Here is a 25,663-nt window from a genome sequence, read left to right on the forward strand (position 1 = left end):
CTTATGGGTCAGACCGGACGCACCTGGCCAGTGCCGCGCACCTTGTATTTGTAGATGGTGAGCTGCTCCAGGCCGACCGGGCCGCGGGCGTGGAAGCGGCCGGTGGAGATGCCGATTTCCGCGCCCATGCCGAACTCGCCGCCGTCGGCGAACTGGGTGGAGGCGTTGTGCACCACGATGGCGCTGTCCACCGCGGCAAGAAACGCCTCCGCCGCCGCCGGGTCGGCGGTGATGATCGCATCCGTATGGTGGGAGCCGTGCGCCGCGATGTGGGCGAGCGCCTCCTCGAGCCCCGCGACGGTGCGGATGGAGACGATGGCGTCGAGGTATTCGGTGTCCCAGTCCGCCGCGCCCGCGGGCAGCACGCGCGCATCCAGCGCCGCCGCTTCGGCGTCGCCGCGCACCTCGCAGCCCGCGGAAATCAGCGCGTCGAGCACGCCCGGCAGGTGGGTGGCGAGCGCCGCGCGGTCGATCAGCACGGTCTCGGTGGCGCCGCAGATGCCGGTGCGCCGCATCTTGGCGTTGAGGGTCACCTCCCGCGCCATCGCCGGGTCGGCGGCGCTGTGGATGTAGGTGTGGCAGAGGCCGTCCAGGTGCTTGAACAGCGGGATGCGGCTCTCCGCGGTGACGCGCTCGATCAGGCCCTTGCCGCCGCGCGGCACGATGACATCGACGAACTCGGTCATCGTCAGCAGCATGCCCACGGCGGCGCGGTCGGTGGTGGGGATCGCCTGGATCGCCGCCTCCGGCAGACCGGCGGCTTTGAGCCCCGCGGCGAGCGCCGCGTGGATCGCCGAAACGGAGCGGAAGCTCTCCGACCCGCCGCGCAGGATCGCCGCGTTGCCCGCCTTGAGGCAGAGCGCCCCGGCATCGGCGGCGACGTTGGGGCGGCTTTCGAAGATCACGCCGATGACCCCCAAGGGCACCGCGACGCGCTCGATGGACAGCCCGTTGGGGCGGTCCCACTTCGCCAGGGAGCGGCCCACCGGATCGGGCAGCGCAGCCACCGCCTCCAGGCCCGCGGCCATCGCCTCGATGCGCGGCGGGGTGAGGGTGAGGCGGTCGAGCAGCGCGGCGGAAAGGCCCTTGTTCACGCCGTCGGCCACGTCCGCCGCGTTGGCCGCCGCGATCTCCGCGGCGCGGGCGCGGATCTCCGCGGCGGCGGCGGCGAGCGCGGCGTTCTTCGCCTGCGTGGGCGCGCCCGCCAGCACTGCGGCTGCGGCGCGGGCTTCGCGCCCGATCGCGTGCATCACGTCGGCGAGGGCGGTGGTCATGGCAGGGACTCCGGCAGAAGTGGGGGTCAGGAGGCGTGCCCGTTGGCGCGGGTCAAAACCAGGTCGTTGCGGTGAATGATTTCGCTGCGTCCACGGTAGCCGAGCAGGGACTCTATGTCTTGAGTTTTATGCCCGACGATCAGGCGCGCATCCTTGGCGGCATAGGCGGAGAGGCCGCGCGCCAGCTCGTGGCCCTCGGCATCCTTCACCACCACCGCGTCGCCGCGGTCGAAGCGCCCCTCCACCGCGGTCACCCCCGCGGGCAGAAGGCTCTTGCCGTGCAGCAGCGCCGCCACCGCGCCCGCATCCACGGTGAACGCGCCGCGCGGGTTGAGGGAGCCCGCGATCCAGCGCTTGCGCGCCGCGGGCGGGTCTTCCTCCGGGATGAACCAGGTGGCGCGCGCGCCGTTCAGCAGCGCGGCGATGGGGTGGGCGCCGCGGCCGCGCGCGATCGCCATGTGGCAGCCCGCGGCCATGCACACCTGCGCGGCGAGAAGCTTGGTCACCATGCCGCCGGAACCCGCGCCCTTCGGCTTGCCCGCCATGCGTTCGATCTCGCCGTCGATTCCGGTGATCTCGGGAATGTGGCGCGCCGTGGGGTCGCTGGTGGGGTCGGCGGTGTAGAGCCCGTCGATGTCGAGCGAAAACAGGATGAGCGCGCCCGCCGCGGTCATCTGCGCGATGCGCGCGGCGAGGCGGTCGTTGTCGCCGTAGCGGATTTCCTGCGTCGCCACGGTGTCGTTCTCGTTGACCACCGGCACCACGCCGAGCTTCAACAGGGTTTCCAGGGTGTTGCTGGCGTTGAGGAAGCGCCGCCGCGCCTCGGTGTCGGCGATGGTGAGCAGCACCTGCGCCACGGCGATGCCGTGCCGCGCCAGGCTGTCCTGATAGGCGTGGATCAGCTTCGCCTGCCCCGCCGCCGCCGCCGCCTGCTTCTCCTCCAGGCGCAGGGTCTTGCCCGCCAGGCCCAGGGGGCCGCGCCCCACCGCGATGGCGCCGGAGGTGACCACCACCACCTCCTTGCCGCGGGCGCGCAGGTCCGCAATGTCGTCGCTCAGAGAATCGAGCCAGCCCTGGCGGATCTCGCCGCTGGCCTCATCGACCAGGAGGGCGGAGCCGACCTTGACGACGACGCGCTTCGCCGCCGAAAGAGGATTCCGCTCCGAATGCGCCTGCATCGCCTCATGCTCCATCGGGGGTCGCCGCCCCGGAAAAACCGAAACTCTGCGAGGGGATTCGGTCCCCTCGCGCACCCCATGACTTAAAGTTTTTGCGCGAAGCGCCATAAGCCCGGGGCGGTTGCAAACGGCACGTTGCCTGCCGCTTCGCGGCGAAAAAACTTATGGGGGGCGTGGGGGGACCGAGTCCCCCCGCAAAGTTTTTCCTTCCCCCGAAAATACGCCCTACTCCTCCAGGGGCTGCCAGTCCGCGGCGTCGTCTTCCGTTTCCTCCACGTCGCCGCGCACATAGGCGGCAAGTGTATGCAAAACGGCCTGAAGGTTGTAGCCCGAAACCCCGGAAAGCGCCAGGACCGGCGAGTCGGTTTCCGCCGCAAGCGCCGCGAGCTTGGCGTCCACTTCGTCTTCGGGCAGGGAGTCGCACTTGTTGAGGCCGACGATCTCCGCCTTTTCGTCGAGGCCGCCGCCATAGGCGGCGAGTTCGCCGCGGATGATGCGGTAGCTTTCCGCCACGTCTTCGGCGGTGCCGTCGATCAGGTGCAGCAGCACCGAGGTGCGCTCCACATGGCCGAGGAAGCGGTCGCCCAGGCCCGCGCCCTCGTGCGCGCCCTCGATCAGCCCGGGGATGTCGGCGATGACGAACTCGTGCCCGCCCACCACCGCGACGCCGAGGTTGGGGAAGAGGGTGGTGAAGGGGTAGTCGCCGATCTTCGGCCGCGCCTTGGTGACGCGGGAGAGGAAGGTGGACTTCCCGGCGTTGGGCAGGCCGACCAGGCCGACGTCGGCGATCAGCTTGAGGCGCAGCCACAGCCACATCTCCTCGCCCGGCCAGCCGGGGTCGGCGCGGCGCGGCGCCTGGTTGGTCGAGGTTTTGTAGTGCGCGTTGCCGAAGCCGCCGTCGCCGCCCTTGGCCACCACCACGCGCCTGCCGGGGGCGTCCATGTCGTAGAGCAGGGTCTCGCGGTCCTCGGCCAGCACCTGGGTGCCCACCGGCACCTTGATCAGAAGCGTGTCCGCCGCGCCGCCGGTGCGGTCGCGCCCCATGCCGCCGTGGCCGCGCTGCGCCTTGAAGTGCTGCTGGTAGCGGAAATCGATCAGGGTGTTGAGGTTGGCCACCGCCTCCAGCACCACGTCGCCGCCGCGGCCGCCGTCGCCGCCGTCCGGGCCGCCGAATTCGATGTACTTCTCCCGCCGGAAGCTCAGGGAGCCGTTTCCGCCGTCGCCCGACTTGACGAAGATCTTGACCTGATCGAGGAACTTCACGCGGGGTTTCCTCCAGCGATGCAAAAAGGGGAATGGACGACCATTCCCCTTGTTTCCCCCCACCGGAACGCGGCGGATGCCGCGCGGCGGGTTATTCCGCGGACGGCGCGATGCCGATGAAGGTGCGGTTCTTCGCGCCCTTCTTGAACTCCACCTTGCCGTCCACCAGGGCGAACAGGGTGTGGTCGCGGCCGAGGCCGACGTTGTCGCCCGGATGATACTGGGTGCCGCGCTGGCGGACCAGGATGTTGCCGGCGACGACCGCCTGACCGCCGGACTTCTTCAGCCCGAGGCGGCGACCCGCGGAGTCGCGCCCGTTGCGGGAACTGCCGCCTGCTTTTTTGTGAGCCATCTCGTATTACTCCTGCTCTCGTCGGTTCAGGCGACGGCGATGTCGGTGATGCGCACGACGCTGATGTACTGGCGGTGGCCGTTCTTGCGCCGGTAGTTCTGGCGGCGCTTCTTCTTGAAGACGATGATCTTCTTGTCGCGGGCCTGCTTCATGACCTCGCCGGTGACGGTGGCGCCGGCCACGGTGGGCGCGCCGACCTTGTCGCCGACCATCAGGACCTCGTCGAAAGTCACAGCGCCGTTTTCTTCGACCGGCAGCTTCTCGACGACGATGACGTCGCCGGCTTCGACCCGGTACTGCTTGCCACCCGTCTTGATGACTGCAAACATGGTAAACCGCCTTCGTAAAACACCAAAGAAGCGCGGTACCGCGTTCACGGTCCGCGAAAGAGGCGCGTACTATAGCCGCAGGACGGCCCCTGTCAACGCTTTTCCGCCGCTCGGGAAAGCGGTTCGCGCAACGGCGCTTGACGGCGGCAGAAAGCGCCTGTAGAAAGCCCATCTTCGCCGACCGCGGCGTTAAGGAGAGGTGCCGGAGCGGTCGAACGGGGCGGTCTCGAAAACCGTTGGGCGCGCAAGCGTCCCGTGGGTTCGAATCCCACCCTCTCCGCCATGAAAAAGGGGTTCCCGCAAGGGTGCCCCTTTTTCATGGCGGAGAGGGCCGAGGCTGAGAATCCGCCGGGTTCGGCGGCGGTCCGGTCATCGCGGCTTGCGCGCGCGCGTGGCGGAGAGTAATTTTCCCAAGGGTTTCCCTCGGGGTCAGAGGTTCGTTTTGCACGCAGCTTCCCTGTCGCGCCCCCGCCGGTTGGAGGCCGAGAGCATCCACATCCTGCGCGGAGTGGCCGCCTGCTTCGAAAACCCGATCGTGCCGCTCTGCTTCGCCGCGGTGCGGCCGGCGGTGGAGCGCAGCGGCATGCTGATCCTGGCCGACGACGGCCGCCTGCCGCCCGCCCCCGGCGAAAAGCCGATGATGAAGAAGACGCGCTTCCGCACCCTCGGCTGCTATCCGCTCACCACCGCCATCGAATCCGATGCCGCGACCCTGCCCGAGATCGTCGCCGGGATGCAGTGCGCCCGCACCTCGGAACGGCAGGGGCGGCTGATCGGCCACGGCCGGGCGGGATCGACGGAGAAGAATAGGGGTGGGCCGGCAACCGGGTTCGGGACTCATCGATTGACGGTCCAGGCCATGCCTCCATCTTCGCATGGCTCGGCACCAGTATGAATCTTCCGTTGGCGTCGATGCGCCAGCGCCAAGGAGGTGACCATGTCCGCCGTTATTCAGCTTACGCTCGGGAAGACCGGCTCCACATCGATTACACAATATTTAAACTCGGCTGGAATGGAGGCGATCAAGATCCATTTTCTCTGCCCGGATTCCATTCGGAGGGGTCTTGATATTATCGCCCTCTATGCGGAAAAAAGCCGGTTTGACGAGTTTATGCATCAACACGTCAAACAAATCGAACTCGCACTGAGAGCCAGGAACATCGCGGCCACGTCCGATAGTGTGAACGTTATTTGCGGCATCAGGGAACCTGTATCCTATGCGTTGTCCGGGTATTTCCAATACTTGAGCGAAACGGACGGTTTGCGGCATGCCAAAATCATGGCCGGGACGAAAGAGGGCCTTAGAGATATGATAGAATACCTGGAGAGAGAACCCGTTAAGCAATATCGCGCGGCGTGGCTGCCCACCCTGGGAACGGAATTAAGGAATTTTACTGGAATAGACATTTTTTCGGAAGATTTCGACAGGGAGCGGGGGTGGTCCATCATCAGAAAGGGTAAGTTCAATTTACTTTTTTATCGATATGAAGGATTCAATGAGTTTATCGGCAATGCCCTGTCGGAATACCTGGGAGTTAAAATAAAACCAATTCCTCATGAGAATAATGCAAAGGTTAAGAACATATCATTACTGTATAATTTTTCGCATAACGTAATCAATATCAGCGACGATGATATCGAATGCCTGTATGGCGATGACCGGGTGAGGAATTTTTACCCGGAGGGTATGCTGGATGATTTTAGAGCGCGCTGGAGCAACAAGGGTGCGGAAGGCATGAGTTTCGAGGAAAGGGCGCTCGGCGGTCTTTTCTCGACCGCTTTTCCGCTCGAAACCGCGGAAATGGTATCGGATGCCATCTGCAATCTCATCGAACACCGCCGGATTCCCGAAGCGCCGCCGCCGCGGGCCGATATCCCGGCGGGCGCGGCCGAATCCTTGGCGCGGGCTCTTTTGACCTTCCTTTCCGGGGGGAAGATCCGAACGGTCGATCTGGACCTGTTCGTCTACGATGGCGGGGGGTTCTCGTACATCGCCTTGTTCTTGATGCTGGGGGCCTGCGACGCGGATTCCCTGTGGCGCTATGCGCCATGGCTCGTGGAATCCTGGGCGGTGGAGCCGCCCGCGCCGACGGTTCTCACCGCCCTCGATCATCGGACCTTGTCCATGGTGCTCGAGCACCTCTGACAAGGACGTTCTCCGTCCCTTCCGGGTGGTCCCGTACCTCTCCGCCATGAAAAAGCCGGACCCTTGGGGGCCGGTTTTTTTCATCCATGGCGTGGCCGACCGGGCCCGGCGGCGCCGGGTGGTCCGCGCCGTCTATTGTAAAGGCCGTCGCGGCGCGATTCCGTGGGCATGCGCCGCCGCTGATCCGGTGCGGGGAGTGGGGAGGGAGGTCGCCTCCTCCCGGCGGATCAGCCTGAGTCGGCCCGATTCGCCCCGGCCGAGAGCGGTTTTTTCTATAATTTTCACGGGCTTCAACCGCCCACCCGAGAGGGTGGAGGCGGCCGCAGCAAAGCCACCCTTGTACCACGGCGTCATGCCGCCGCACAAAATATTATTTTAGTTTCGTCCTTTTATTCAAAATGGTATGAAAAATTCATTCCATAAACCGGCGCGTGGGTTTCGTGCCATTCCGCAAGGGGACAGGCGAATGCTGGACAAGAAGCGGTATCTCGAGGAGCTGGAGAGCCTGGTCAACATCGACAGCGGCACCTACTGCAAGGCGGGCGTGGACTTCGTTGCGGAATGGTTCGCGCAGCGGTTCTCGGCGATGGGCTGGAAGACGGAATGGTTCGAGCCTGCGCCGGAAACCCTGGGCAAGAGCGTGCTCTGCACCCCGTCGGCGGCCCGCAACTTCGATCTGCTCATCCTCTGCCATATCGACACGGTGTTTCCCGCCGGAGAGGCGGAGCGCCGTCCCTTCAGCATCGAGGGAGACCGCCTGCGCGGCCCCGGCGCCGCAGATATGAAGGGCGGTTGTCTGTTTGCGCTCCACGCCCTGGAACAACTGGTGGCGGAGAAGGGGGCGCTGGGTAACGTCGGGGTGTTTTTCAACGGCGAGCACGAGATCAGCTGTCCCAACACCCGGGCGGTGATCGAGGACCTGTCGCGCGGCAGCAAGGTGATTTTCGCCACCGAGTGCGTGCGCGCCAACGGCGCGCACATCAAGCAGCGCAAGGGCATTCTCCGCTATACCCTGAAGTTCTCCGGCGTGAGCGCGCACTCGGGCAACAACCCGCAGGACGGCGCATGCGCGGTCACCGAGATGGCCAACTGGATTCTCTTCTTCAAATCCCTGGAGGACCCGGGCAAGGGCATCACGGTGAACCCGGGCATGGCGCATGGCGGCGCCAGCGTCAACACCATCCCCGATGAGGCGGAACTGCGCGTCGATATCCGCACCGTCGATTACGAGGATTCGCTCGCCATCGATGCGGCGGTGCGCGCCCGCGGCATTTTCAACCCGCGCGTATCGTTTGCGCTGGGCGGCGGCATCACCCGGCCGCCGATGAAGCCGAACGCGGCGACCGAGCGCATCTGCGCGGTGGTGGACGAGGTCAGCCTGCGCCACGGCATTACCCCGAAGTGGGCCTTCGTCGGCGGCGGTTCGGATGCCTCCTTCGCCAGCGCCATGGGCAAGCCCGCGCTTTGCGGCATCGGCCCGGTGGGCGGCGGCGCCCACACCCAGAACGAATTCATCGACACCACGGACCTCGAGGCGAGGTTCGCGGAATTCAAGGACATCGTCAGCACGCTTTCCACTCTGCAATCCGTTTAGGATCCGGCGGAACGAACCGTCGGTAACGTCCAAAAAGTGAGATATACCATGGCATTACTTCCTTATATTGCGATCGGTATCACGGGCGTCACGGGGTACCTTCTGGTCAAGCGCTACCAGACCCACATGGTGCTGCTCCTCTCCGGTCTGTTCATGGTGGCGTTGGCCGTTCTCTTCGGCGTCACCAACATTCTGCCCGGCAAGATGCCGTCTTCCGGGCTTGTCTGGTTCGATATCATCGACCTGCTGCGCTCCATCGCCACGCGGCAGAGCTCCGGCATCGGCTTCCTCATCATGGTGGCCGGGGGCTTTGCCGCCTACATGAGCCAGATCGGCGCTTCCGATGTTCTGGTGCGCATCAGCAGCCGGCCGCTCAAGGCGTTCCATCAGCCCTATCTGGTGCTGAGCCTCGCCTATCTGCTCGGCCAGTTTCTGGTCACGGTGATCCCGAGCGCCGCCGGTCTTGCCATGCTGCTGCTCGTCGTGGTGTTTCCCATGCTGACCGCGGTCGGGGTTTCCCCGGCTTCTGCGGCGGCGGTGATCGGCACCAGCGCGGGCATGACCCTCGGCCCGGCCAGCGGCACCGCGATTCTCGCCGCCAAGGTCGCGCAGATCGAACCCATCATCTATTTCGTCAAGTATCAGCTGCCCGTCGCCATTCCGACCCTGATCGCCGTTGCGGTGATGCACTTCTTCGTGCAGCGCCACTACGACCTCAAGGGCGGCGACATCTATGAGACCCCGAAGGAGGTCAAGGTGCAGGAACTCAAGGACGCGCCGCTCTGGTACGCCCTGTTCCCGCTGCTGCCGATCGTTCTGCTCATCGTGTTCAGCCGCCTGGTGCACGAGACGATCCGGCTGGATACGGTGTCCGCCCTGTTGCTGGTGTGGGTTTTCGCCGTGGTTTCCGAGCTGGTGCGCTGGCGCGACCCCAAGAAGGTGTTCGCCGACGCCATGACGCTGTTCAAGAGCATGGGCACGATGTTCGCCACCATCGTCTCCCTGATCATCGCGGCGGAGATGTTCGCCGCCGGGCTGAAGACCACCGGCCTGATCTCGCTGCTTATCGACAGCGCCCGCACCGCCGGGTTCGGCATGAGCGGCATGACCATGGTGCTGACCGCCATCGTCGGGGCCGTCACCCTCCTCACCGGCAGCGGCGTCGGCGCCTATTCCAGCTTCGCCACCCTGGCTCCGACGGTCGCTTCCGGTCTCGGCGGGTCGATCGAGGCCCTGGTCACGCCGATGCAGTTCGGCTCCGGCATGTTCCGCGCGATGTCGCCGGTGGCGGGCGTGATCATCGCCGTCGCCGGCGCCGCCGGGATCAGTCCCATCGCGGTGGTGCGGCGCACCATGCTGCCGATGGGGGTGGGCATCGTCGTCATGGTGAGCGCAAGCTTCCTGTTCCTGTAACATGATCGCCGGATGCCGCCCCTTCCCGGGCGGCGCTCCCGGCATCGTTCTTCCCCATCGGAGGGCCAGCGCTATGTCACGGGTCGCCATCGACCATGAACTCTGCACCGGCGACGGCATCTGCGCCGACGTCTGTCCCAAGGACCTGCTGCGGATGGAGGGCGGTTTTCCGCACCTCCCCGAAGGCATGGAGTCGCGTTGCAATCTGTGCGGCCAGTGCCTGGCGTTCTGCCCCACCGGCGCGGTCTCGCTCGAACGTTTTTCGGACGGCCGGGTCGAGCCGGTCGAGGCAGCCCTGCGGATCGGTCCCGAGCAGGCCGAGCAGTTCCTGAAAAGCCGCCGTTCGGTGCGCTCCTTCACCCGTCAGCCGGTCTCTCACGAGGTCATCCTGCGGCTTCTGGGGGCGGCGCGCCTCGCCCCCAGCGGCGGCAACAATCAGGTCGTCCGGTGGATCGTCGTGGAGCGTCCGGAGACCGTGCGCGAACTGGCGGAACTCATCGCGCAGTGGTTCGATACCGATGCCCGCACCGATCCGGTGGCCGGCAAGCGCTACGCCATCGATTCCATCGTCAGCCGCTTCCGCGCCGGTTCCGACGTCATCTTGCGCGGCGCGCCGCATCTCGTCGCCGCCTGTACGCCGCCCAATGCCGTCTGGGGGGCGGTGGACAGCGCCATCGCGCTGACCTTCTTCAATCTCGCGGCCCATGCCCACGGCGTCGGCTGCTGTTGGGCGGGGTATTTCATCCGGGCAGCCGCCGCCTCCCCGGCGGTGCGGGACCGGCTCGGCATCGCCCCGGATATGGTGGTCCAGGGCGCAATGGTGTTCGGCAACGCCAGGTATCCGGCCTATCGCGTGCCTGTCCGCAACACCCAGGTGGTCCGCTGGCTCTAGGCGGACGAAGCCGCGCCCGGTCCCCGCCGCCCGCTTCCGCCGCTCCGGCCTCCCCCCCAGCCGCCGGAGCCGGGAAGCGGGCGTGTCCGTCTCTACGGCCTTTGCAATTGCGAGGCGCTCTGGCTACACTGGCGGCGGCGCGCACGGCGGCCACGGTTTCCAGGGTATCGACAAGGCGGGCCCCGGGGGATGTCTTCCGAAAAGCAGAACCTGCTGCAGAGACTGCCGCTTGTGGGGGCGGCCACGCCGAGCGAGCGCAAGCTGCTCGACTACTTTGCGACGCAATACCCGCACATCGCGTTTTCCAACCTTGCGGAGATCAGCGCCCGCACCGGGGTGAGCAAGACGACGGTCACCCGCTTCGTGCGGCGTCTCGGCTATGCCGATTTTCACGTCTTCATCCGCTCCCTGCGCGACGAAGTGGTGCAGAACTTCGACACGCCGGGCGAGCGCCGCACCGCCAAGGCCCACGTCCCGGCGGGCCATATGGAAACCACCTTCGCCACCGGCGCGACGGTTCTGGAGCGCACCCTGGAGCAGGCCGATGCCGACGCCTTCGCCCGCGTCCTGGCGCTGCTCGCCGACGAAAAACGCCCGCTCTACCTGATGTCGGTGGCTTCCGGGCACGCCATCCTCCACTACTTCTACGTCCTCGCCAAATATGCGCGCCGCAACCTGCACATGCTGGGCGGCGACACATCCACCCTGAGCCAAGAGATCGTCGATGCCGGTCCCGACGCGGTGCTCTTCGCCCTTGCCGTGGACCGCCACCCGATGGCGACGCTGACCGCTCTGAAACATTTCCACCAGCTCGGCTGCGAGACGATCCTCCTCACCAACCGCCACGGCAGCCCGCTGCTGCCCTATGCGCGGCACACCCTGTTCGTCCATACCGAAGGGCAGAGCCGCTTCAAGAGCCGCTGCTCCGCCCTGGTGATGCTGGAGGCGCTGCTTGCAGGCCTGGTGGAGAGCGACCCGGAAGGGTTCGACGTCCGCTACGAGGTGATGAATGCGCTGACCCAGCAGCTCAACGTTTTCGTTCAGAAGTAGCCGTCCGCGCACGAAAAAGCCGGGCTTGGGGAAGCCCGGCTTTTTCGTGTTGCGGATGCGGCGTCAGGCGATTTCGTGGTTCGCCAGCAGCTCCAGCGCCTTGACCATCGCCGAGTGGTCCCAGGCCGAGCCGCCGTGCGCGGCGCAGGAATTGAACAGTTCCTGCGCGGTGGCGGTGTTGGGCAGGCTGAGGCCGAGAGCCTTCGCGGTGGAGAGCGCGAGGTTGAGGTCCTTCTGGTGCAGGGCGATGCGGAAGCCCGGTTCGAAGGTGCGCTTCACCATGCGGTCGCCGTGCAGTTCGAGGATGCGGGAGTTGGCGAAGCCGCCCATCAGCGCCTTGCGCACCCGCGCCGGGTCCGCCCCCGCCTTGGAGGCGAGCAGCAGCGCCTCGCCCACCGCCTCGATGGTCAGCGCGACGATGATCTGGTTGGCCACCTTGGTGGTCTGGCCGTCGCCGTTGCCGCCGACCAGGGTGATGTTCCTGCCCATCAGCTCGAACAGCGGCTTCACCGTCTCGAAGGCCTTTTCCGGGCCGCCCACCATGATGGTGAGGCTGGCCTCCCTGGCGCCGACCTCGCCGCCGGAGACCGGCGCGTCGAGGTAGGCGCAGCCCAGCGCCTCGATGCGCTTGGCGAAGTCCTTGGTGGCGACCGGCGAGATCGAGCTCATGTCCACCACGATCTTGCCCGCGGAGAGTCCCGCGGCGATGCCGTTCTCGGCGAACAGCGCGGCCTCCACGTCCGGGGTGTCGGGCACCATGACGATCACGATGTCGGCCTGGCGCGTCGCCTCCGCCGAGTTGGCGCAGGCGGTGCCGCCCGCCGCCACCAGCGCGGCGGGCACGGCGGGGATGCTGTAGAGGAAGAGGTCGTGCCCGGCGTCGATCAGGTGCTTCGCCATGGGGACGCCCATGATGCCGAGGCCGACGAATGCGATTTTGGTCATCTGGAAAACTCCGTGGTCCGGGGGTCAGAGCGCGCCCTTGTAGCGGGCGGCGAGCTGTTCGGTGCCGCGGGCGAGGATGCCGACGTCGGCCCCCACCGCGGTGAAGGTGGTGCCCGCCGCCATGTAGATGCGGGCGAGCTTCTCGTCGGCGGTGAGGATGCCCGCGGGCTTGCCGCAGGCGCGGATGCGCTTGATCGCGTCCACCACGACGGCCTGCATCTCGGGGTGGCCCGGCTGGCCGAGGTGGCCCATCGAGGCGGCGAGGTCGCCGGGGCCGATGAACACGCCATCGACGCCGTCGGTGGCGGCGATCGCTTCGAGGTTGCCGAGCGCCTCGGCGGTTTCCACCTGCACCAGCAGGCAGAGTTCCTCTTCCGCGCGGGTGTGGTAGTCCGGCACCCGGCCGAAGCGCGACGCCCGCGTCGCCCCGGCGAAGCCGCGCACGCCGCGCGGCGGGTAGCGCATCGCCTCCACCGCGGCGCGCGCCTCGGCGGCGTTCTGCACATAGGGAATGAGCAGCGACTGCGCGCCGATGTCGAGGTAGCGCTTGATCAGCACGGTGTCGTTCCACGGCACCCGCACGATCGGCGCGGCGGTGCCGCCGGTGCAGGCCAGCAACTGCGGCAGCACCGCGAGCACGTCGTTGGGCGAGTGCTCGGCGTCGATCAGCACCCAGTCGAAGCCGGACCCGGCGATCACCTCGGTGGAGACATGGCTGGAGAGGTGCGACCACAGGCCGATCTGCTGTTCGCCGGCGAGGAGACGGTGTTTGAAGACATTGACGGGCAAGTCCACGTGCATTTGAGGTCCTCGTGCGCAAGGAGGTGGGGGACGGCGTCGGTCGGCGGGCGCATCGCGCGAACCCGGGACGGGAAGCCCGTCGCCGCCGTGCCGCCGTGCTGAGGCCGGGGAGGCGCCAATACGGCAGACATCATACAAGCGTGGAAAATGCTAGGCGCGGGCGCGGGGCGAGTCAAGCCGCAAGGGGGCTCACGAGGCGCGGTCCATCATCTTCAGCAGGCGCAGGCGGCTGCCGGTGAGGTGCAGGCGCAGGGCGGCGCGCGCCGCCTCGGGGTCGGAGAGTTCGATGGCGTGGAAGATCTGCTCGTGCTCGCGCAGCACGGCGCGCAGGTAGTCGGCCCGGCCCGCTCCCGCGGCGCGGAACGAGGGCAGGCGGGTGCGCGGAATGATGCCGTCGCCCAGGCAGTCGAACAGGCGCACGAAGTGGGGGTTGCCGGTGGCCTCGGCGATGCCGCGGTGGAAGCGCATGTCGGCGGGCACCGCGTCTTCTCCGGCGGCGATGGCGGCGTCCATTTCCGCCAGAGCGGCGGCGAGGGACGCCAGGTGTTCCGCGCTGCGCCGCGACGCGGCGAGGATCGCCGCCTCGGATTCCAGCGCGATGCGCAGCTCCATGGCGGAGACGATCTCGGCGAGCGGCGAGCCGCCGGTCCCCTCGATGCGGAAGACCTCCGGCGGCTTCTGCCGCACCACGAAGGCGCCGCGCCCCTGGACCGTGGCGACCAGGCCGGTGGCGCGCAACTCGGCCACCGCCTCGCGCACCACGGTGCGGCTGACGCCGAATTCGGCCGTCATGTCGTGTTCGCTCGGCAGGCGGGAGCCGAGGGGATGGGAGCCGTCGGCGATGCGCCCGACGAGGATGCGGACGATCTGTTCGGCGAGGGACTGGCGGGCGCGCGGCTGCATGCGGGGTCTCCGGGTCGAAACTCCCGCCAGTATAGGCAAAGTTGTCTGACAAGTATAGCCGCTCCGTTGCGGAACCGTGCGCCGAGTCGGCATATCGGCAACGTAGGGACATACTTATCAGACAAGTCGGCGCGGTTCAGCGCACCAGGCAGGGCCTCTTGTTGTCGAATTTCCAGCCGGGAATGAGGAACTGCATCGCCGCGGCGTCGTCGCGCGCGCCCAGCGCCTTGTCCACGTAAAGCCGGTGCGCCGCCTCGATGCGCTCGATGTCCGGTTCGATGCCGAGGCCGGGGCGCTGCGGCAGGGCGATCGCGCCGTTTACGATCTTCAGCGGCTCGCGGGTGAGGCGTTCGCCGTCCTGCCAGATCCAGTGGGTGTCGATCGGGGCGACGTTGCCCGGCGCGGCGGCCGCGGCGTGGGTGAACATCGCCAGGGAAATGTCGAAGTGGTTGTTGGAGTGCGAGCCCCAGGTCAGCCCCCAGTCGCGGCACATCTGCGCCACCCGCACCGCGCCGCGCATCGTCCAGAAGTGCGGGTCGGCGAGCGGGATGTCCACGGCGTGGAGCTGCACCGCGTGCCCCATCTGCCGCCAGTCGGTGGCGATCATGTTGGTGGCGGTGGGGAGCCCGGTGGCGCGGCGGAATTCCGCCATCGCCTCGCGGCCGGAATAGCCGTCTTCCGCGCCGCAGGGGTCCTCCGCATAGGCGAGCACGCCGGGGAACGCCCGGGCGAGGCGCACCGCTTCTTCCAGCGGCCACGCGCCGTTGGGGTCCACCGAGACCCGCGCCTCGGGGAAGCGCGCGGCAAGCGCGGCGCAGGCCTCCATTTCCGCCTCGCCCGCGAGCACGCCGCCCTTGAGCTTGAAGTCGGCGAAGCCGTAGCGCGCCTCCGCCGCCTCGGCGAGGCGCACCACCGCCGCGGCGGTGAGCGCCGCCTCGTCGCGCAGGCGCAGCCAGTCGTCGCCGGTTTGCGCCGCGCGGTAGGGCAGGTCGGTCTTGCGGCGGTCGCCGATGTAGAAGAGGTAGCCCAGCATCTTCACCGATTCGCGCTGCCGCCCTTCGCCCAGCAGGTCGGCCACCGGCAGGCCGAGGAACTGGCCGAAGAGGTCGAGCATCGCCGCTTCCACCGCGGTCTGGGCGTGGATGGCGGTGCGCAGGTCGAAGGTTTGCAGGCCGCGGCCGCCCGCGTCGCGCGCGCCGAAGGCGGCGTGCATTTCGCGCAGCACGCGGTTGATCTCGCCGAGGGAGCGGCCGACCACCAGGGGGAGCGATTCCTCCAAAGTGCGGCGGATCGCCTCGCCGCCGGGCACCTCGCCGAGGCCGGTGTTGCCCGCGGAGTCGGAGAGGATGACGACGTTGCGGGTGAAGAAGGGGCCGTGCGCGCCGCTGAGGTTGAGCAGCATGCTGTCGTGTCCGGCCACCGGCACCACCCGCATCGCGGTGATCCGGGGGGCTCCCCCTGCGTGCGGCGTCTGCTCCGTCATCATTCCTTGCTCCTTGTCCGGTTCGCCGGTGCCCGGCGCGCGCCTTTGCGCGCGTCTCCGTTTATGAAAGCGCAACCTTAGCTTATTGCAGCCGCTGAAAATCCACGGCCGCCGCCCGATTATGCACCAAAATACGGCGGAATGCGGCATGAAAAGCGCTTGACTTGCATCGGCGAAAAGACCCCAATAGCGGAAATGCGTGCACAGTGATGGAAGCGTTTTCATAAAACCCCCGGAGAGAGGGAATGGACGCTCCGAGCGAAAGGAACCCGTTGTAAAGTAACCGTTTGGTTCGGAAAAACAGGGAGGATCAAGACCATGAAGGCACGTTTGTTGGGAATGTGTCTGGCTCTCGGCGCCGCCGTCGGCGTGGCCGCGGGCCCGGCCGGGGCCGCGGACAAGCCGATCTCCGGCAACCTGCGTATCGTCATCGGATCCAGCTCCACCGGCGGCGACACCTATCAGAACGCCGCCATCGTCGCCGAGGCGCTCTCCAAGAAGCTCGGCATCAACGCCAAGGTCGATGCGGTCGGCGTTTCCGCCGCCTTCGCCGCGGTGACGCGGGTCTCCGACGGCAGCACCGTGATGTTCTTCCACGACCAGTCCTATCTCGGCCATCTGCTGGGGCTGAAGGGCTATCCGGACATCTTCAAGGACCTCCGGATCGGGCCGACCGTGTCGATCAATCCCGGCGACGCCTTCGTCGGGGCCAAGGACTCGAAGCTCAAGACCATCGAGGACGTCATCCAGGCGTGCGGCAAGGGCGAGCGCGTGCGCGTGGCGATCCAGCCGGGCGGCGTTTCCGAGGTCTACTACGGCGCCCTCAAGAACGCCGTCGGCATCCGCTTCCCCGGCAAGGAGGGCAACCTCGTCTCGGTGAAGACCGGCTCCCAGGGCGACAAGAACCAGCTCCTCTTCGACCGCCAGGCCGAGGTGATCCACGGCTCGGTGCAGGCCAACGAGCAGTACACCCGCCTGCCCGCCGAAGATCAGAAGGCGATGCGCTTCCTCTGGCTGCCTTCGCCCTCATCGACGATCTCGCAGGCCAACCCCGAGGGCATGGGCGCTACCGGCCGCGACGAACTCCTGAAGTTCACCTCGCCCAACGTCCACGTCACCCTCGACGGCAAGGCAGACTTCACCTTCGACAAGGAATTCTTCTTCCTTTACAACAAGAAGATGGATCCCAAGGCCGTCGCCTATCTCGACAAGGCGCTCTCCGACATCTTCGCCGAGGGCAAAGTCCAGGTGACGCTGAAGAAGGCGTTCTTCATCCCGAACTTCCATCCCTCGAAGGAGGCTGCGGTCTACCTGAAGAAGAAGGCCGAGCAGTCCAAGGCCCTGATCGCCGCGACGCGGTGATCCGCATGGTCCGGCCCGGCCGCCCGCGGGCGGCCGGGCCGTCGGTTGCGTTCGCCGGAAGTCGAGGAGGAAAGAGATGTCCCGCGGTCCCGAATTCCTCAGGCTGAGCATCGAGTTCGACCGGTCTCACCTGTTCTTCCCCTACATCGTCACCGGGATTCTGCTCGCGCTCCTGGTCCTCATCGCGGCGCTGCGCGGCCCCGCCTTCATCGCGCGGCTGCGCGCGGGCGGCGTCGGCATGCTGCTGCCCGCGCCCGGGTTCGACCATGTGCGCTTCTTCGGCAGCCTCGGCCTCATCGTCGTCTACTTCGTGGCGATGGACTTCTTCTCCGACTTCGCCCCCAACACCGGGCTCAGCTTCCTCTTCACCTCCATCGTCTTCATGGCCGCGCTGTCGCTGCTCTACGTGCACGGCCCGACGCGGCGGAAACTGACGCTGATCGCCGCGTGTTCCGTCGGGCTGCCGCTCGTCGCGTGGTACGCCTTCACCACCTTCTTCAACCTCACCCTGCCGTAAGCGCCGCACGAGGACCCGATCATGGATGCGCTGTCCTTCTTCACGCCGATGACCGCCGTGCTGATCTTCGCGGGGGTGACGGTCGGCATCGTCTTCGGCGCGATCCCCGGCATGACCGCGACGATGGCGGTGGCGGTGTGCCTGCCGATGACCTACGGCCTCAACATCGACAACAGCCTGTCGCTCTTGCTGGCGCTCTACGTCGGCGGCATTTCCGGCGGCCTGGTGCCCGCCATCCTGGTCAACATTCCGGGCACGCCGTCGTCGATCATGACCACCATGGACGGCCACCCGATGGCGAAGAAGGGCGAGGCCGAGCGCGCGCTCAAGATCGGCATCGTCCCGTCGCTGTTCGGCGGGCTGTTCAGCGCCACGGTGCTGTTCTTCTTCGCGCCGCCGCTCGCCGATCTGGCGATCAAGTTCTCCTATGTCGAGAAGTTCCTGATCATCCTCTTCGCGCTCACCATCATCGCCTCGCTGTCGAAGAACCTGCTCACCGGCATCTTCAGCGGCGTGCTCGGCATCTGGCTCAGCCTGGTCGGCACCTACGACATCAACAACGGCGGCAACGGCGAGACGCGCCTGATGTTCGGCTGGATGGAGGGCTTCCTCTCCGACGGCTTCTCCCTGCTTTCGGTGCTGATCGGCCTGTTCGGCCTCTCGGTGCTGCTCGCCGAGGCGGAGAAGGGCGTGCCCGCCGAGGCGACCTCGCAATTCAAGCTGAGCGGCGCAAAGACCTTCTCGCTCTCGGTGTTCAAGGGGCAGATCGGCAACCTCATCCGCTCCGCCTCGATCGGCACCTTCGTCGGCCTGTTGCCCGGCATCGGCGGTTCCGCCGCCTCGGTGCTCGCCTACACCCAGCAGAAGAACCTCTCCAAGGCGCCGGAGAAGATGGGCACCGGCGTGCCCGAAGGGGTGATCGCCTCCGAGGCCTCCAACAACGGGCTGACCGGCGGCGCGCTGATCCCCCTGGTCTCCCTCGGCATTCCCGGCGATTCCACCACCGCGGTGATGATCGGCGCGTTCACCCTCCAGGGGTTGCAGCTCGGGCCGCTGTTCATCGGCGAGCACCTCGAAACCTGGGACATGATGGTGATCAACCTGTTCCTCGCCAATCTGGTGATGTTCGCCATCATGTTCTTCGCCATCCGCCACATCGTGAAGATCATCCAGGTGCCGAAGTACCTGCTCTACCCGGTGATCGTGGTGATGTGCACGGTGGGCGCCTATTCGGCCAACTCCGGCATCATGTTCGACGTCTGGACCTTCCTGCTGTTCGGCCTGTTCGGCTACTTCGGGCAGAAGATGGGCCTGGAGGTGACGCCCCTGATCATCGGCTTCATCCTCGGCAAGGACGCGGAGATCTACTTCGTGAAGAGCATCGAGTCCTACGGCTCGCTGTGGATATTCTTCACCAAGAGCCCGATCGCCATGGCGTTGTGGGGGCTGATCGCGGTGTCGCTCGCCTACTCCATCCACAACATCCGCAAGGCGGCCCGCCGCGGCAAGCAGGACGCCGCGCCATGACCGCGCCGGAGACCGCGCTCAGCGTCAAGGTCCGGGACATCGACAACGTCGCCATCGTCGTCGCCGCCAAGGGCGCGCGCGCCGGGCAGCGCCTCGCCGACGGCACGGTGCTGGCGGAGAACGTGCCGATGGGCCACAAGGTGGCGCTCGCCGACATTGCCGCGGGCGGGCCGATCGTCCGCTACGGCGAGGTGATCGGCCATGCGGCGCGGGTGCTTTCCCGCGGCGTCTGCGTCACCGAGGCGGACGTGCGCCTGCCCGCTGCGCCCGCGCTTGCCGCGGTGCCGCGGCTGCGGCGCAGCATCCCCCCGGCGAAGCCTCTGGAGGGCTACGTCTTCGAAGGCTACCGCAATGCCGACGGCAGCGTCGGCACCCGCAACGTGCTCGGCATCTCGATCAGCGTGCAGTGCGTCGCGGGCGTCGCCGCCCACGTGGTGGAGCGCATCCGCCGCGAGCTTCTGCCGCGCTATCCCAACGTCGATGACGTGGTCGCCCTCGACCATGCCTACGGCTGCGGCGTGGCGATCAACGCGCCGGATGCGGCGATTCCGATCCGCACCCTGCGCAACCTCGCGCGCAACCCCAACTTCGGCGGCGAGGTGCTGATCATCGGCCTGGGCTGCGAGAAGCTGTTGCCCGAAACTCTGCTGGAGGGCGCGGGCAGCATCGTCAACCTGCAGGACGAGGCGTTTTCCGGCTTCGAGGAGATGGTCGCGGCGATCCTCGCCCGCGCCGAGAAGCATCTGGCGCGGCTCGACCGCCGCCGCCGCGAGACCTGCCCGCTCTCCGACTTGGTGATCGGCGTGCAGTGCGGCGGTTCGGATGCGTTTTCCGGCGTCACCGCCAATCCGGCGGTGGGCTTCGCCGCCGACCTGATCGTGCGCGGCGGCGGCAGCGTGATGTTCTCCGAGGTCACCGAGGTGCGCGACGCCATCCACCTGCTGGTGGCGCGCGCCGCCGACGACGCGGTGGCCGACGCCCTGATCCGCGAGATGGACTGGTACGACCGCTACCTCGCGCGCGGCGGCGCGGACCGCAGCGCCAACCCCTCGCCCGGCAACAAGAAGGGCGGCCTCTCCAACGTCGTGGAAAAGGCGCTCGGCTCGGTGGTGAAGTCCGGCGCCGGGCCGATCTCCGACGTGCTCGGCCCCGGCGAGCGGATCCGCCGCAAGGGGCTGATCTTCGCCGCCACCCCCGCCAGCGATTTCGTCTGCGGCACGTTGCAGCTCGCCTCCGGCATCGCGCTGCAGGTGTTCACCACCGGCCGCGGCACGCCCTACGGCCTCGCCGCCGCGCCGGTGGTCAAGGTGGCCACCAACTCCGCCCTGGCGGCGCGCTGGCACGACCTCATCGACCTCGACGCCGGGCGCATCGCCACCGGCGCGGCGAGCCTGCCCGAGGTGGGCTGGGAACTCTTCCACCTCATCCTCGACGTCGCCGGCGGCCGCAAGACCGTGGCGGCGGACCGGCTGGGCCTGCACAACGACTTGGTCTTGTTCAACCCGGGGCCGGTAACGTAATCTGCTGCACTCCCCATCAGGGGGAGGAGAAGTGGAGGACCGCGTGCCGGACATGCCGTACCGCAAGAAGGACGCCCGCGCGCGCACCGCGCGCCGCCGCGCGGCGCGGCGGCAGGCCGGGCACGGCGTCACCCTGGAAAACGTGGCGGAGCGCGCGGGCGTCGCCCCGGCCACGGTGTCGCGGGCGATCAACCACCCGGAAAAGGTGGCGCGCGACACCCTGGAGCGGATCAACCGCGCGATCGAGCAGACCGGCTACCTGCCCAACCTGCTGGCGGGGGGGCTGGCCTCCAGCCGCAGCCGCCTGTTCGCCGCGATCATGCCGTCGATCGCCAACCTGGTCTATGCCGAGACCATCCAGAGCTTCACCCGCCGCATCCGCGAAAACGGCTACCAGGTGCTGCTGGGCGAATCCGGCTACAGCCAGGAGGAAGAGGAGGCGGTGGTCGCCGCGGTGCTCGGCCGCCGCCCCGACGGCATCATCCTGATCGGCATCAACCATTCCCTCGGTTGCCGCCGCACCCTGCTCGCCGCGAAGATTCCGGTGGTCGAGGTGTGGGACATCACGCCGACGCCGCTCGACATGGTGATCGGCTATTCCCACGAGGCGGTGGGACGCGCGGTGGCCGCCTACCTGCACGGCAAGGGCTACCGCCGCTTCGGCCTGGTGGTGGCGGGCGATGCCCGCGCGATCAAGCGCGGCCAGGCGTTCGAGGAGGAGCTTTCCCGCCTCGGCATCGCCGGGGAGCTGCCCAAGGCGGTCACGCCGCCCGGCTCCAGCCTGCAATACGGCCGCCGCCGCATGGCCGAAATGCTGGACGCGGGCTTCACCGGCGGCGCGGTGTTCTGCAGCTCCGACCGCCTCGCCCACGGCGTCTTGATCGAGGCGCAGGCGCGCGGCCTCAAGGTGCCGGAGGAACTGGCGGTGATCGGCTTCGGCGACCAGGACTTCGCGCCCTTCACCTATCCCGCTCTGACCACGGTGCGCATCGACCGCGTGCGCATGGGCCTGCTCGCCGCCGAGGCGCTGCTGGCGCGGGTCAACGACGAGGACCCGGGCGAAGCCGTGGTGGACCTCGGCTTCTCCATCGTCGAACGGGAAACCGCCTAGAAGCGGCCCCTTTCTCCGGCACGCCTCCCGCGACGCCGGTTTTCCCGGCAGGCCGCGGCGCTTTCGACGCCGGGGTCCTGGACCTTTCCCGGCGGTTCCCCATTTGCAAGGAATGCGGGAAACGGGCTTCCGGCAGGGGACGCCCCGGCGATGCCCGATGCGGGCGGGGCGAACGATGAAAGTGGAGGGAACAATGAAACGCCTGGCTTCCGGTCTGTTCGCGTTCGCCCTTTCCGCCGCCGCCCTTGCCGCCGTGGCGGCGGCCGCCGCCGCCGATTACCCGGCGCGTCCGGTGCAGATCATCGTTCCCTACAATGCCGGCGGCGGCACCGACCTCACCGCCCGCCTGATCGCCCAGACCCTGGAGAAATACCTCGGCGGCACGGTGCTCGTGCGCAACCAGCCGGGCGGCGGCGGCGGCATCGGCACCAGCGCCGCCCTGCACGCCAGGCCCGACGGCTACACCCTCGGCACCGGCTCGCAGGGCCCGCTGGCGATGTTGCCCCACTACGGCGGCATCGATTACACGATCCAGGATGTGGACTTCCTTGCCCTGATCGGCCGCAACCTGATGGTGGTGGCGGTCAACAAGAACGCGCCGATCAAGGACGGCAAGGCCTTCCTCGCCTATGCCGAGGCGCACCCGGGGCGACTCACCGTCGGCAACTCCGGCGCGGGCGGCGCCAACCAGATCGCCATGGAGGGCTTCGCCATGGCCGCGGGGGTGCAGGTGAAGAGCCTCCCCTTCGGCGGCTCCATCGCGGCGATCACCGCCTGCATCGGCGGCCACATCCAGGCGGTGGTGGCGCATCCCGCCGAGCTGATCGACCATGTCAAGGCGGGCAACCTCAGGGTGGTGATGGTGTTCGAGGACGAACGCATCCCCGCCTTTCCGGACGCGGAAACGGCCAAGGAACTGGGCGTGGACTTCACCTGGGCGGCGTGGAAGGGGTTGATCGCGCCCAAGGGCCTGCCCGCCGCGGTGCGCGCCAAGCTGGTGGCGGCGCTGGACAAGACCTTCCACGACAAGGCCTTCCTCGCCAAGATGACGGGCATGGGCGAGGACGTGGACTACCGCCGCAGCGCGGAGTTCAAGCGCCTGGCGGAGCGTGACGCGGTGGTTGCGGGCAACGTCATCCGCGCCATCGGCCTCTACGGCATGAACGGCAAGACGAAGTAGCGCCGCGCCGCGCTTGAAAGCCAAAAATCTATGTTATAGTGTACCAAAACTTCGGGATGCCCGCAGGGCTCCCGCAGGGGGGAATTTTCGACTGCGCGACCGTCGTGTCGCGGCGGGGCGGATGCGGGCAAGCATGAACGAAGTCAGACACATCGCCGAACTGTCCGCCCTGCTGTTCGGGCTGGGGGCCGCCGCCGCTTTCGCCGGACGGCGCGGCGTTGCCGCCGCGCGGATGCTGCTGGTTCTCGCCACGGCGTGCGGCGCGGCCTATCTCGGGGCGCGCTACTGGCGCGCCTGGCCGATGACGCCGATGTTCCTCGGCGCGGCGGGCCTGCCGCCGGTGCTGGGGGCGCTGGGCCTGGCCGCGCTGCGGCGGCAGGACGGGGCGCAGCGCCTCTTCGTACTGCGCGGCGTGCTGCTGCTGGGGTTCGCGGTGGGGGCGCTCGCGGCGGTCTTCCCCAAGGACTTCTACCTGCCGTTCATCAAGACCATCTCGCCGTTCGCCCATGCCCTGCTCGCCTTCGGGCTGCTCGGCCGCGCCGCCCTCTTCCTCTGCGGCATCCACGCCGCCGCCGCGCTCGCCGCGCCGGGGGCGGGCGAGGATGCGCAGCGGCGCGCCTTTTCCTGGCTGGCGCGCGGCTTCGCCTTCTGGACCCTCTCGCTGTTCGGCGGCGAGCTGTGGTGCTATGCGGGCTGGGGCACGCCGGTGGTGTGGGAGGACGCCTCGATCATCACCGCCATGGCCACCTGGTTCTTCTACGTCGGGCTGATCCACCTGCACCTCACCCGCTCGTGGAGCGCGCCCGCGCGCGCGGCGATGGCGGTGGCCGGGGTGGGGCTGATCCTCGTGCTCAACTGCGGCCCCGACCTCGGGCCGTTCCATCCCCCTTTTTCCTGGTGAGCGGCGTGCGATGAGTCTTCCGCTGCGCTTCTGGCGCACCCTCGGCAGCATCCGCGCGACCGTGGCGCTGTGCTTCCTCCTCACCCTCGACCTTGCGCTGGGGTATGTGTCGCTGCGCGCCAACCTCGGGGTGTTCGTGCCCTTGGGCGACGTCGGCCTGTTCGACTGGCTGCGCACCTACGGCGTCTACAACCCGGCGGCGACGGCATGGTTCTTCGGCCTTCTCGCGCTGCTGGCGGCGCTGGCGGCCAACACCTTCGCCTGTACCACCGAGCGGGTGTTGCAGATCCTCGCCACCGGCAGCTGGAAGCGCGACTGGGTGGTCAGGTTCGCCCCCCACATCATGCACTACGCGGTGCTGCTGATCCTCACCGGCTACGTGTGCAGCTATCTCTTCTCCACCAGCCTGCCGGGGCGCGGCCTGCGCGCCGGGGAATCGCTGCAACTGCCCGGCGGCGGGGTGGTGACCTTCCTCGGCTTCGCCCCCGAGGCCTACCGCGGCGAACGGCTCGCCGCCTTCGACGGCTACGTGCTGCATGCCAACGCGCGCCTGCGTCTCGATGCGGCGGCGGAGAGCCGCGAAGCGGCGCTCGACTTCAACCGGCCGGTGCGCTTCGGCGGCTACGGCCTCTACCTCAACGATTTCGGCCCCCGCAAGGCGAAGGGCGGCATGCGGCGCGGCGATTTCATCCGCATCACCCTGCGCCGCGACCCCTCCGCGCCGGTCTATCTGGCGGGGCTGGCGCTGTTCGCCGTCGGCCTGGGGCTCTACCTCCTCGGCCGCGGCATGAAAAAGGCAAACCATCCATGCACACCCCACGCTTGAGCTTCCTCCTCCCGGTTCTTGCGCTGCTGCCGCTTTTCGCCGCCTGCAAGGACGAGGCGAAGGACAAGACGCCGGATTTCCTCAGCATCGGCGAGTTCTCGGTCAACCGGAAGGCCGCCTACACCGAGGTGCGCGACGGCGCGGGGCGCGCCCTCGCCCTGGTGCCGCGCGGCGCGCCGCACCCCGCCGGGTTCTCCCCCGCCATGGTGGTGGAGGCGCCGGTGCGCCGGGTGGTCGCCTACCGCCCCTTCGAGACCGGCATCCTCAAGGCGCTGGGGGAGGAGGAGAGCATCGTCGGCGTCACCTATCCGCGCGACAAGTGGGCGGTGGACTACATGCGCCGGGGCTTCGACGAAGGCCGCATCGCCTTCGTCGGCGACTTCAGCCGCGTCGATTACGAGCGGATCAAGGCGCAGCACCCCGACCTGGTGCTGACCTGGGACCCCTCGATCGTGCCGATGATGGACAGCCTGGGCATTCCCACGGTGGTGACGTCCACGCCGGTGGCCACCTGCCTCAACACCCACATCCGCTTCGTCGAGTTCATCGCCCCCTTCTTCGGCAAGGAGGCGCAGGCCCAGGACTATTACCGCAAGCTGCGCGCCGCGCTGGAGAGCATCCGCGCCCGCACCAGGGGCATGCCGCAGCCCAAGGCGATGTGGGGCGACATCTTCGAAAAACGCGTCCTGGTGGAGCCGGGCAACGCCTGGGTGTCGGAACTGATCGGCCTGGCGCAGAGCGACTACCTGTTCGACGACGTCTACGGCACCTCGTGCATCGAGATCTCGACGGAGCGCTTCCTCTACAGCGGCAAGGACGCCGACATCTACTTCACCTACCGCACGCCGGACCGCGGCGCGACCTCCAAGGCGGCGCTGGCCCGCACCAACCCGCTGCTCGCCCGCGTCCGCCCGCTCGGGCCGGAGGGCAGAACCTACGCGCCGCTGCCGCACTATGCGCAGTCCGCCGACCGGCTGGACGAAATCCTCACCGAGATCGCGGCGATCCTCCACCCGCAGGCCTATCCGGGCCACGAACTGCGGTTCTTCGTCGAACTGCCGGATGAAGATCCCGCGCCCGCAAAGGACCGTTGAGC

General features: G+C 67.8%; 23 protein-coding genes, 1 tRNA gene and 1 pseudogene. 16 read left to right on the forward strand and 9 right to left on the reverse strand.

Annotation, left to right across the window (positions count from 1 at the left end):
* Positions 1-8: 8 nt before the first annotated feature.
* The 5 genes from O7R11_RS06945 to rplU all read right to left on the reverse strand — a co-directional run bounded on the left by O7R11_RS06945 (position 9) and on the right by rplU (position 4,396).
* Complete coding sequence (locus tag O7R11_RS06945) at positions 9-1,274, reverse strand: glutamate-5-semialdehyde dehydrogenase (RefSeq protein WP_337996778.1); 1,266 nt, start codon at positions 1,272-1,274, stop codon at positions 9-11.
* A 26-nt stretch (positions 1,275-1,300) separates the two neighbouring features.
* Positions 1,301-2,452 (reverse strand): glutamate 5-kinase, encoded by a 1,152-nt coding sequence (gene proB, locus O7R11_RS06950; RefSeq protein WP_337996779.1) that lies wholly within the window; start codon positions 2,450-2,452, stop codon positions 1,301-1,303.
* A gap of 225 nt (positions 2,453-2,677) precedes the next feature.
* The gene (obgE, locus tag O7R11_RS06955) at positions 2,678-3,715 is read right to left on the reverse strand and encodes a GTPase ObgE (protein WP_337996780.1); all 1,038 of its coding nucleotides are present in this window, start codon (positions 3,713-3,715) and stop codon (positions 2,678-2,680) included.
* A 91-nt stretch (positions 3,716-3,806) separates the two neighbouring features.
* Positions 3,807-4,067 (reverse strand): 50S ribosomal protein L27, encoded by a 261-nt coding sequence (rpmA, locus tag O7R11_RS06960; RefSeq protein WP_337996781.1) that lies wholly within the window; start codon positions 4,065-4,067, stop codon positions 3,807-3,809.
* Between the two features lie 26 nt (positions 4,068-4,093).
* A complete protein-coding gene (gene rplU, locus O7R11_RS06965) occupies positions 4,094-4,396 on the reverse strand; it encodes a 50S ribosomal protein L21 (RefSeq protein ID WP_337996782.1) in 303 nt (100 codons plus the stop codon).
* A 193-nt stretch (positions 4,397-4,589) separates the two neighbouring features.
* On the opposite strand from rplU, the gene O7R11_RS06970 reads away from it, so the two are divergent.
* The 7 genes and pseudogenes from O7R11_RS06970 (at position 4,590) to O7R11_RS07000 (ending at position 11,491) form a co-directional block, all read left to right on the forward strand.
* Positions 4,590-4,679 (forward strand) — tRNA-Ser (locus O7R11_RS06970).
* A gap of 246 nt (positions 4,680-4,925) precedes the next feature.
* A pseudogene (locus tag O7R11_RS06975) lies at positions 4,926-5,207 on the forward strand (sulfate adenylyltransferase subunit CysD); the annotation flags it as partial.
* A 126-nt stretch (positions 5,208-5,333) separates the two neighbouring features.
* Positions 5,334-6,542, forward strand: coding sequence for a putative capsular polysaccharide synthesis family protein (locus O7R11_RS06980; protein WP_337996783.1), 1,209 nt, complete (start codon positions 5,334-5,336; stop codon positions 6,540-6,542).
* Positions 6,543-7,008: 466 nt separating this feature from the next.
* Positions 7,009-8,136 carry a M20 family metallopeptidase gene (locus O7R11_RS06985; protein WP_337996784.1) on the forward strand — a complete coding sequence of 376 codons (1,128 nt, stop codon included), beginning with the start codon at positions 7,009-7,011 and terminating at the stop codon, positions 8,134-8,136.
* A 48-nt stretch (positions 8,137-8,184) separates the two neighbouring features.
* Complete coding sequence (gene dcuC, locus O7R11_RS06990; RefSeq protein WP_337996785.1) at positions 8,185-9,549, forward strand: C4-dicarboxylate transporter DcuC; 1,365 nt, start codon at positions 8,185-8,187, stop codon at positions 9,547-9,549.
* Between the two features lie 73 nt (positions 9,550-9,622).
* Positions 9,623-10,441, forward strand: coding sequence for a nitroreductase family protein (locus O7R11_RS06995; RefSeq protein WP_337996786.1), 819 nt, complete (start codon positions 9,623-9,625; stop codon positions 10,439-10,441).
* Positions 10,442-10,630: 189 nt separating this feature from the next.
* On the forward strand, positions 10,631-11,491 hold the full coding sequence (locus O7R11_RS07000) for a MurR/RpiR family transcriptional regulator (protein WP_337996787.1): 861 nt from the start codon (positions 10,631-10,633) through the stop codon (positions 11,489-11,491).
* 63 nt (positions 11,492-11,554) lie between these two features.
* On the opposite strand, the gene glxR is transcribed toward O7R11_RS07000, so the two are convergent.
* From glxR to O7R11_RS07020, 4 genes are all read right to left on the reverse strand, one after another.
* Entirely contained in the window at positions 11,555-12,436 is an 882-nt protein-coding gene (gene glxR, locus O7R11_RS07005) for a 2-hydroxy-3-oxopropionate reductase (RefSeq protein WP_337996788.1), read from the reverse strand.
* 24 nt (positions 12,437-12,460) lie between these two features.
* Positions 12,461-13,237 (reverse strand): aldolase/citrate lyase family protein, encoded by a 777-nt coding sequence (locus tag O7R11_RS07010; RefSeq protein WP_337996789.1) that lies wholly within the window; start codon positions 13,235-13,237, stop codon positions 12,461-12,463.
* 189 nt (positions 13,238-13,426) lie between these two features.
* Positions 13,427-14,140 carry a FadR/GntR family transcriptional regulator gene (locus tag O7R11_RS07015; RefSeq protein ID WP_337996790.1) on the reverse strand — a complete coding sequence of 238 codons (714 nt, stop codon included), beginning with the start codon at positions 14,138-14,140 and terminating at the stop codon, positions 13,427-13,429.
* A 136-nt stretch (positions 14,141-14,276) separates the two neighbouring features.
* Entirely contained in the window at positions 14,277-15,626 is a 1,350-nt protein-coding gene (locus tag O7R11_RS07020; RefSeq protein ID WP_337996791.1) for an enolase C-terminal domain-like protein, read from the reverse strand.
* Positions 15,627-15,941: 315 nt separating this feature from the next.
* Here O7R11_RS07020 and O7R11_RS07025 point away from each other — a divergent pair, with 315 nt between their 5' ends.
* From O7R11_RS07025 to O7R11_RS07065, 9 genes are all read left to right on the forward strand, one after another.
* Positions 15,942-16,985 carry a type 2 periplasmic-binding domain-containing protein gene (locus tag O7R11_RS07025; RefSeq protein WP_337996792.1) on the forward strand — a complete coding sequence of 348 codons (1,044 nt, stop codon included), beginning with the start codon at positions 15,942-15,944 and terminating at the stop codon, positions 16,983-16,985.
* Positions 16,986-17,061: 76 nt separating this feature from the next.
* On the forward strand, positions 17,062-17,502 hold the full coding sequence (locus tag O7R11_RS07030) for a tripartite tricarboxylate transporter TctB family protein (RefSeq protein ID WP_337996793.1): 441 nt from the start codon (positions 17,062-17,064) through the stop codon (positions 17,500-17,502).
* Positions 17,503-17,523: 21 nt separating this feature from the next.
* Positions 17,524-19,029 (forward strand): tripartite tricarboxylate transporter permease, encoded by a 1,506-nt coding sequence (locus O7R11_RS07035; protein WP_337996794.1) that lies wholly within the window; start codon positions 17,524-17,526, stop codon positions 19,027-19,029.
* Positions 19,026-20,549 (forward strand): galactarate dehydratase, encoded by a 1,524-nt coding sequence (gene garD, locus O7R11_RS07040; protein ID WP_337996795.1) that lies wholly within the window; start codon positions 19,026-19,028, stop codon positions 20,547-20,549. The genes O7R11_RS07035 and garD overlap by 4 nt, the downstream gene beginning before the upstream one ends.
* Positions 20,550-20,601: 52 nt before the next feature.
* A complete protein-coding gene (locus O7R11_RS07045) occupies positions 20,602-21,660 on the forward strand; it encodes a LacI family DNA-binding transcriptional regulator (RefSeq protein WP_337996942.1) in 1,059 nt (352 codons plus the stop codon).
* A gap of 193 nt (positions 21,661-21,853) precedes the next feature.
* A complete protein-coding gene (locus tag O7R11_RS07050; RefSeq protein WP_337996796.1) occupies positions 21,854-22,840 on the forward strand; it encodes a Bug family tripartite tricarboxylate transporter substrate binding protein in 987 nt (328 codons plus the stop codon).
* A gap of 133 nt (positions 22,841-22,973) precedes the next feature.
* Entirely contained in the window at positions 22,974-23,741 is a 768-nt protein-coding gene (gene ccsA, locus O7R11_RS07055; RefSeq protein WP_337996797.1) for a cytochrome c biogenesis protein CcsA, read from the forward strand.
* Between the two features lie 10 nt (positions 23,742-23,751).
* A complete protein-coding gene (locus O7R11_RS07060; protein ID WP_337996798.1) occupies positions 23,752-24,567 on the forward strand; it encodes a hypothetical protein in 816 nt (271 codons plus the stop codon).
* A complete protein-coding gene (locus tag O7R11_RS07065; RefSeq protein WP_337996799.1) occupies positions 24,549-25,661 on the forward strand; it encodes an ABC transporter substrate-binding protein in 1,113 nt (370 codons plus the stop codon). Before O7R11_RS07060 ends, O7R11_RS07065 begins: the two co-directional genes overlap by 19 nt.
* The last annotated feature ends 2 nt before the right edge of the window (positions 25,662-25,663 follow it).

Origin of the sequence: Oleispirillum naphthae, from assembly GCA_027864655.1 — a bacterium.
GTDB classification, from domain to species: domain Bacteria; phylum Pseudomonadota; class Alphaproteobacteria; order Rhodospirillales; family Rhodospirillaceae; genus Oleispirillum; species Oleispirillum naphthae.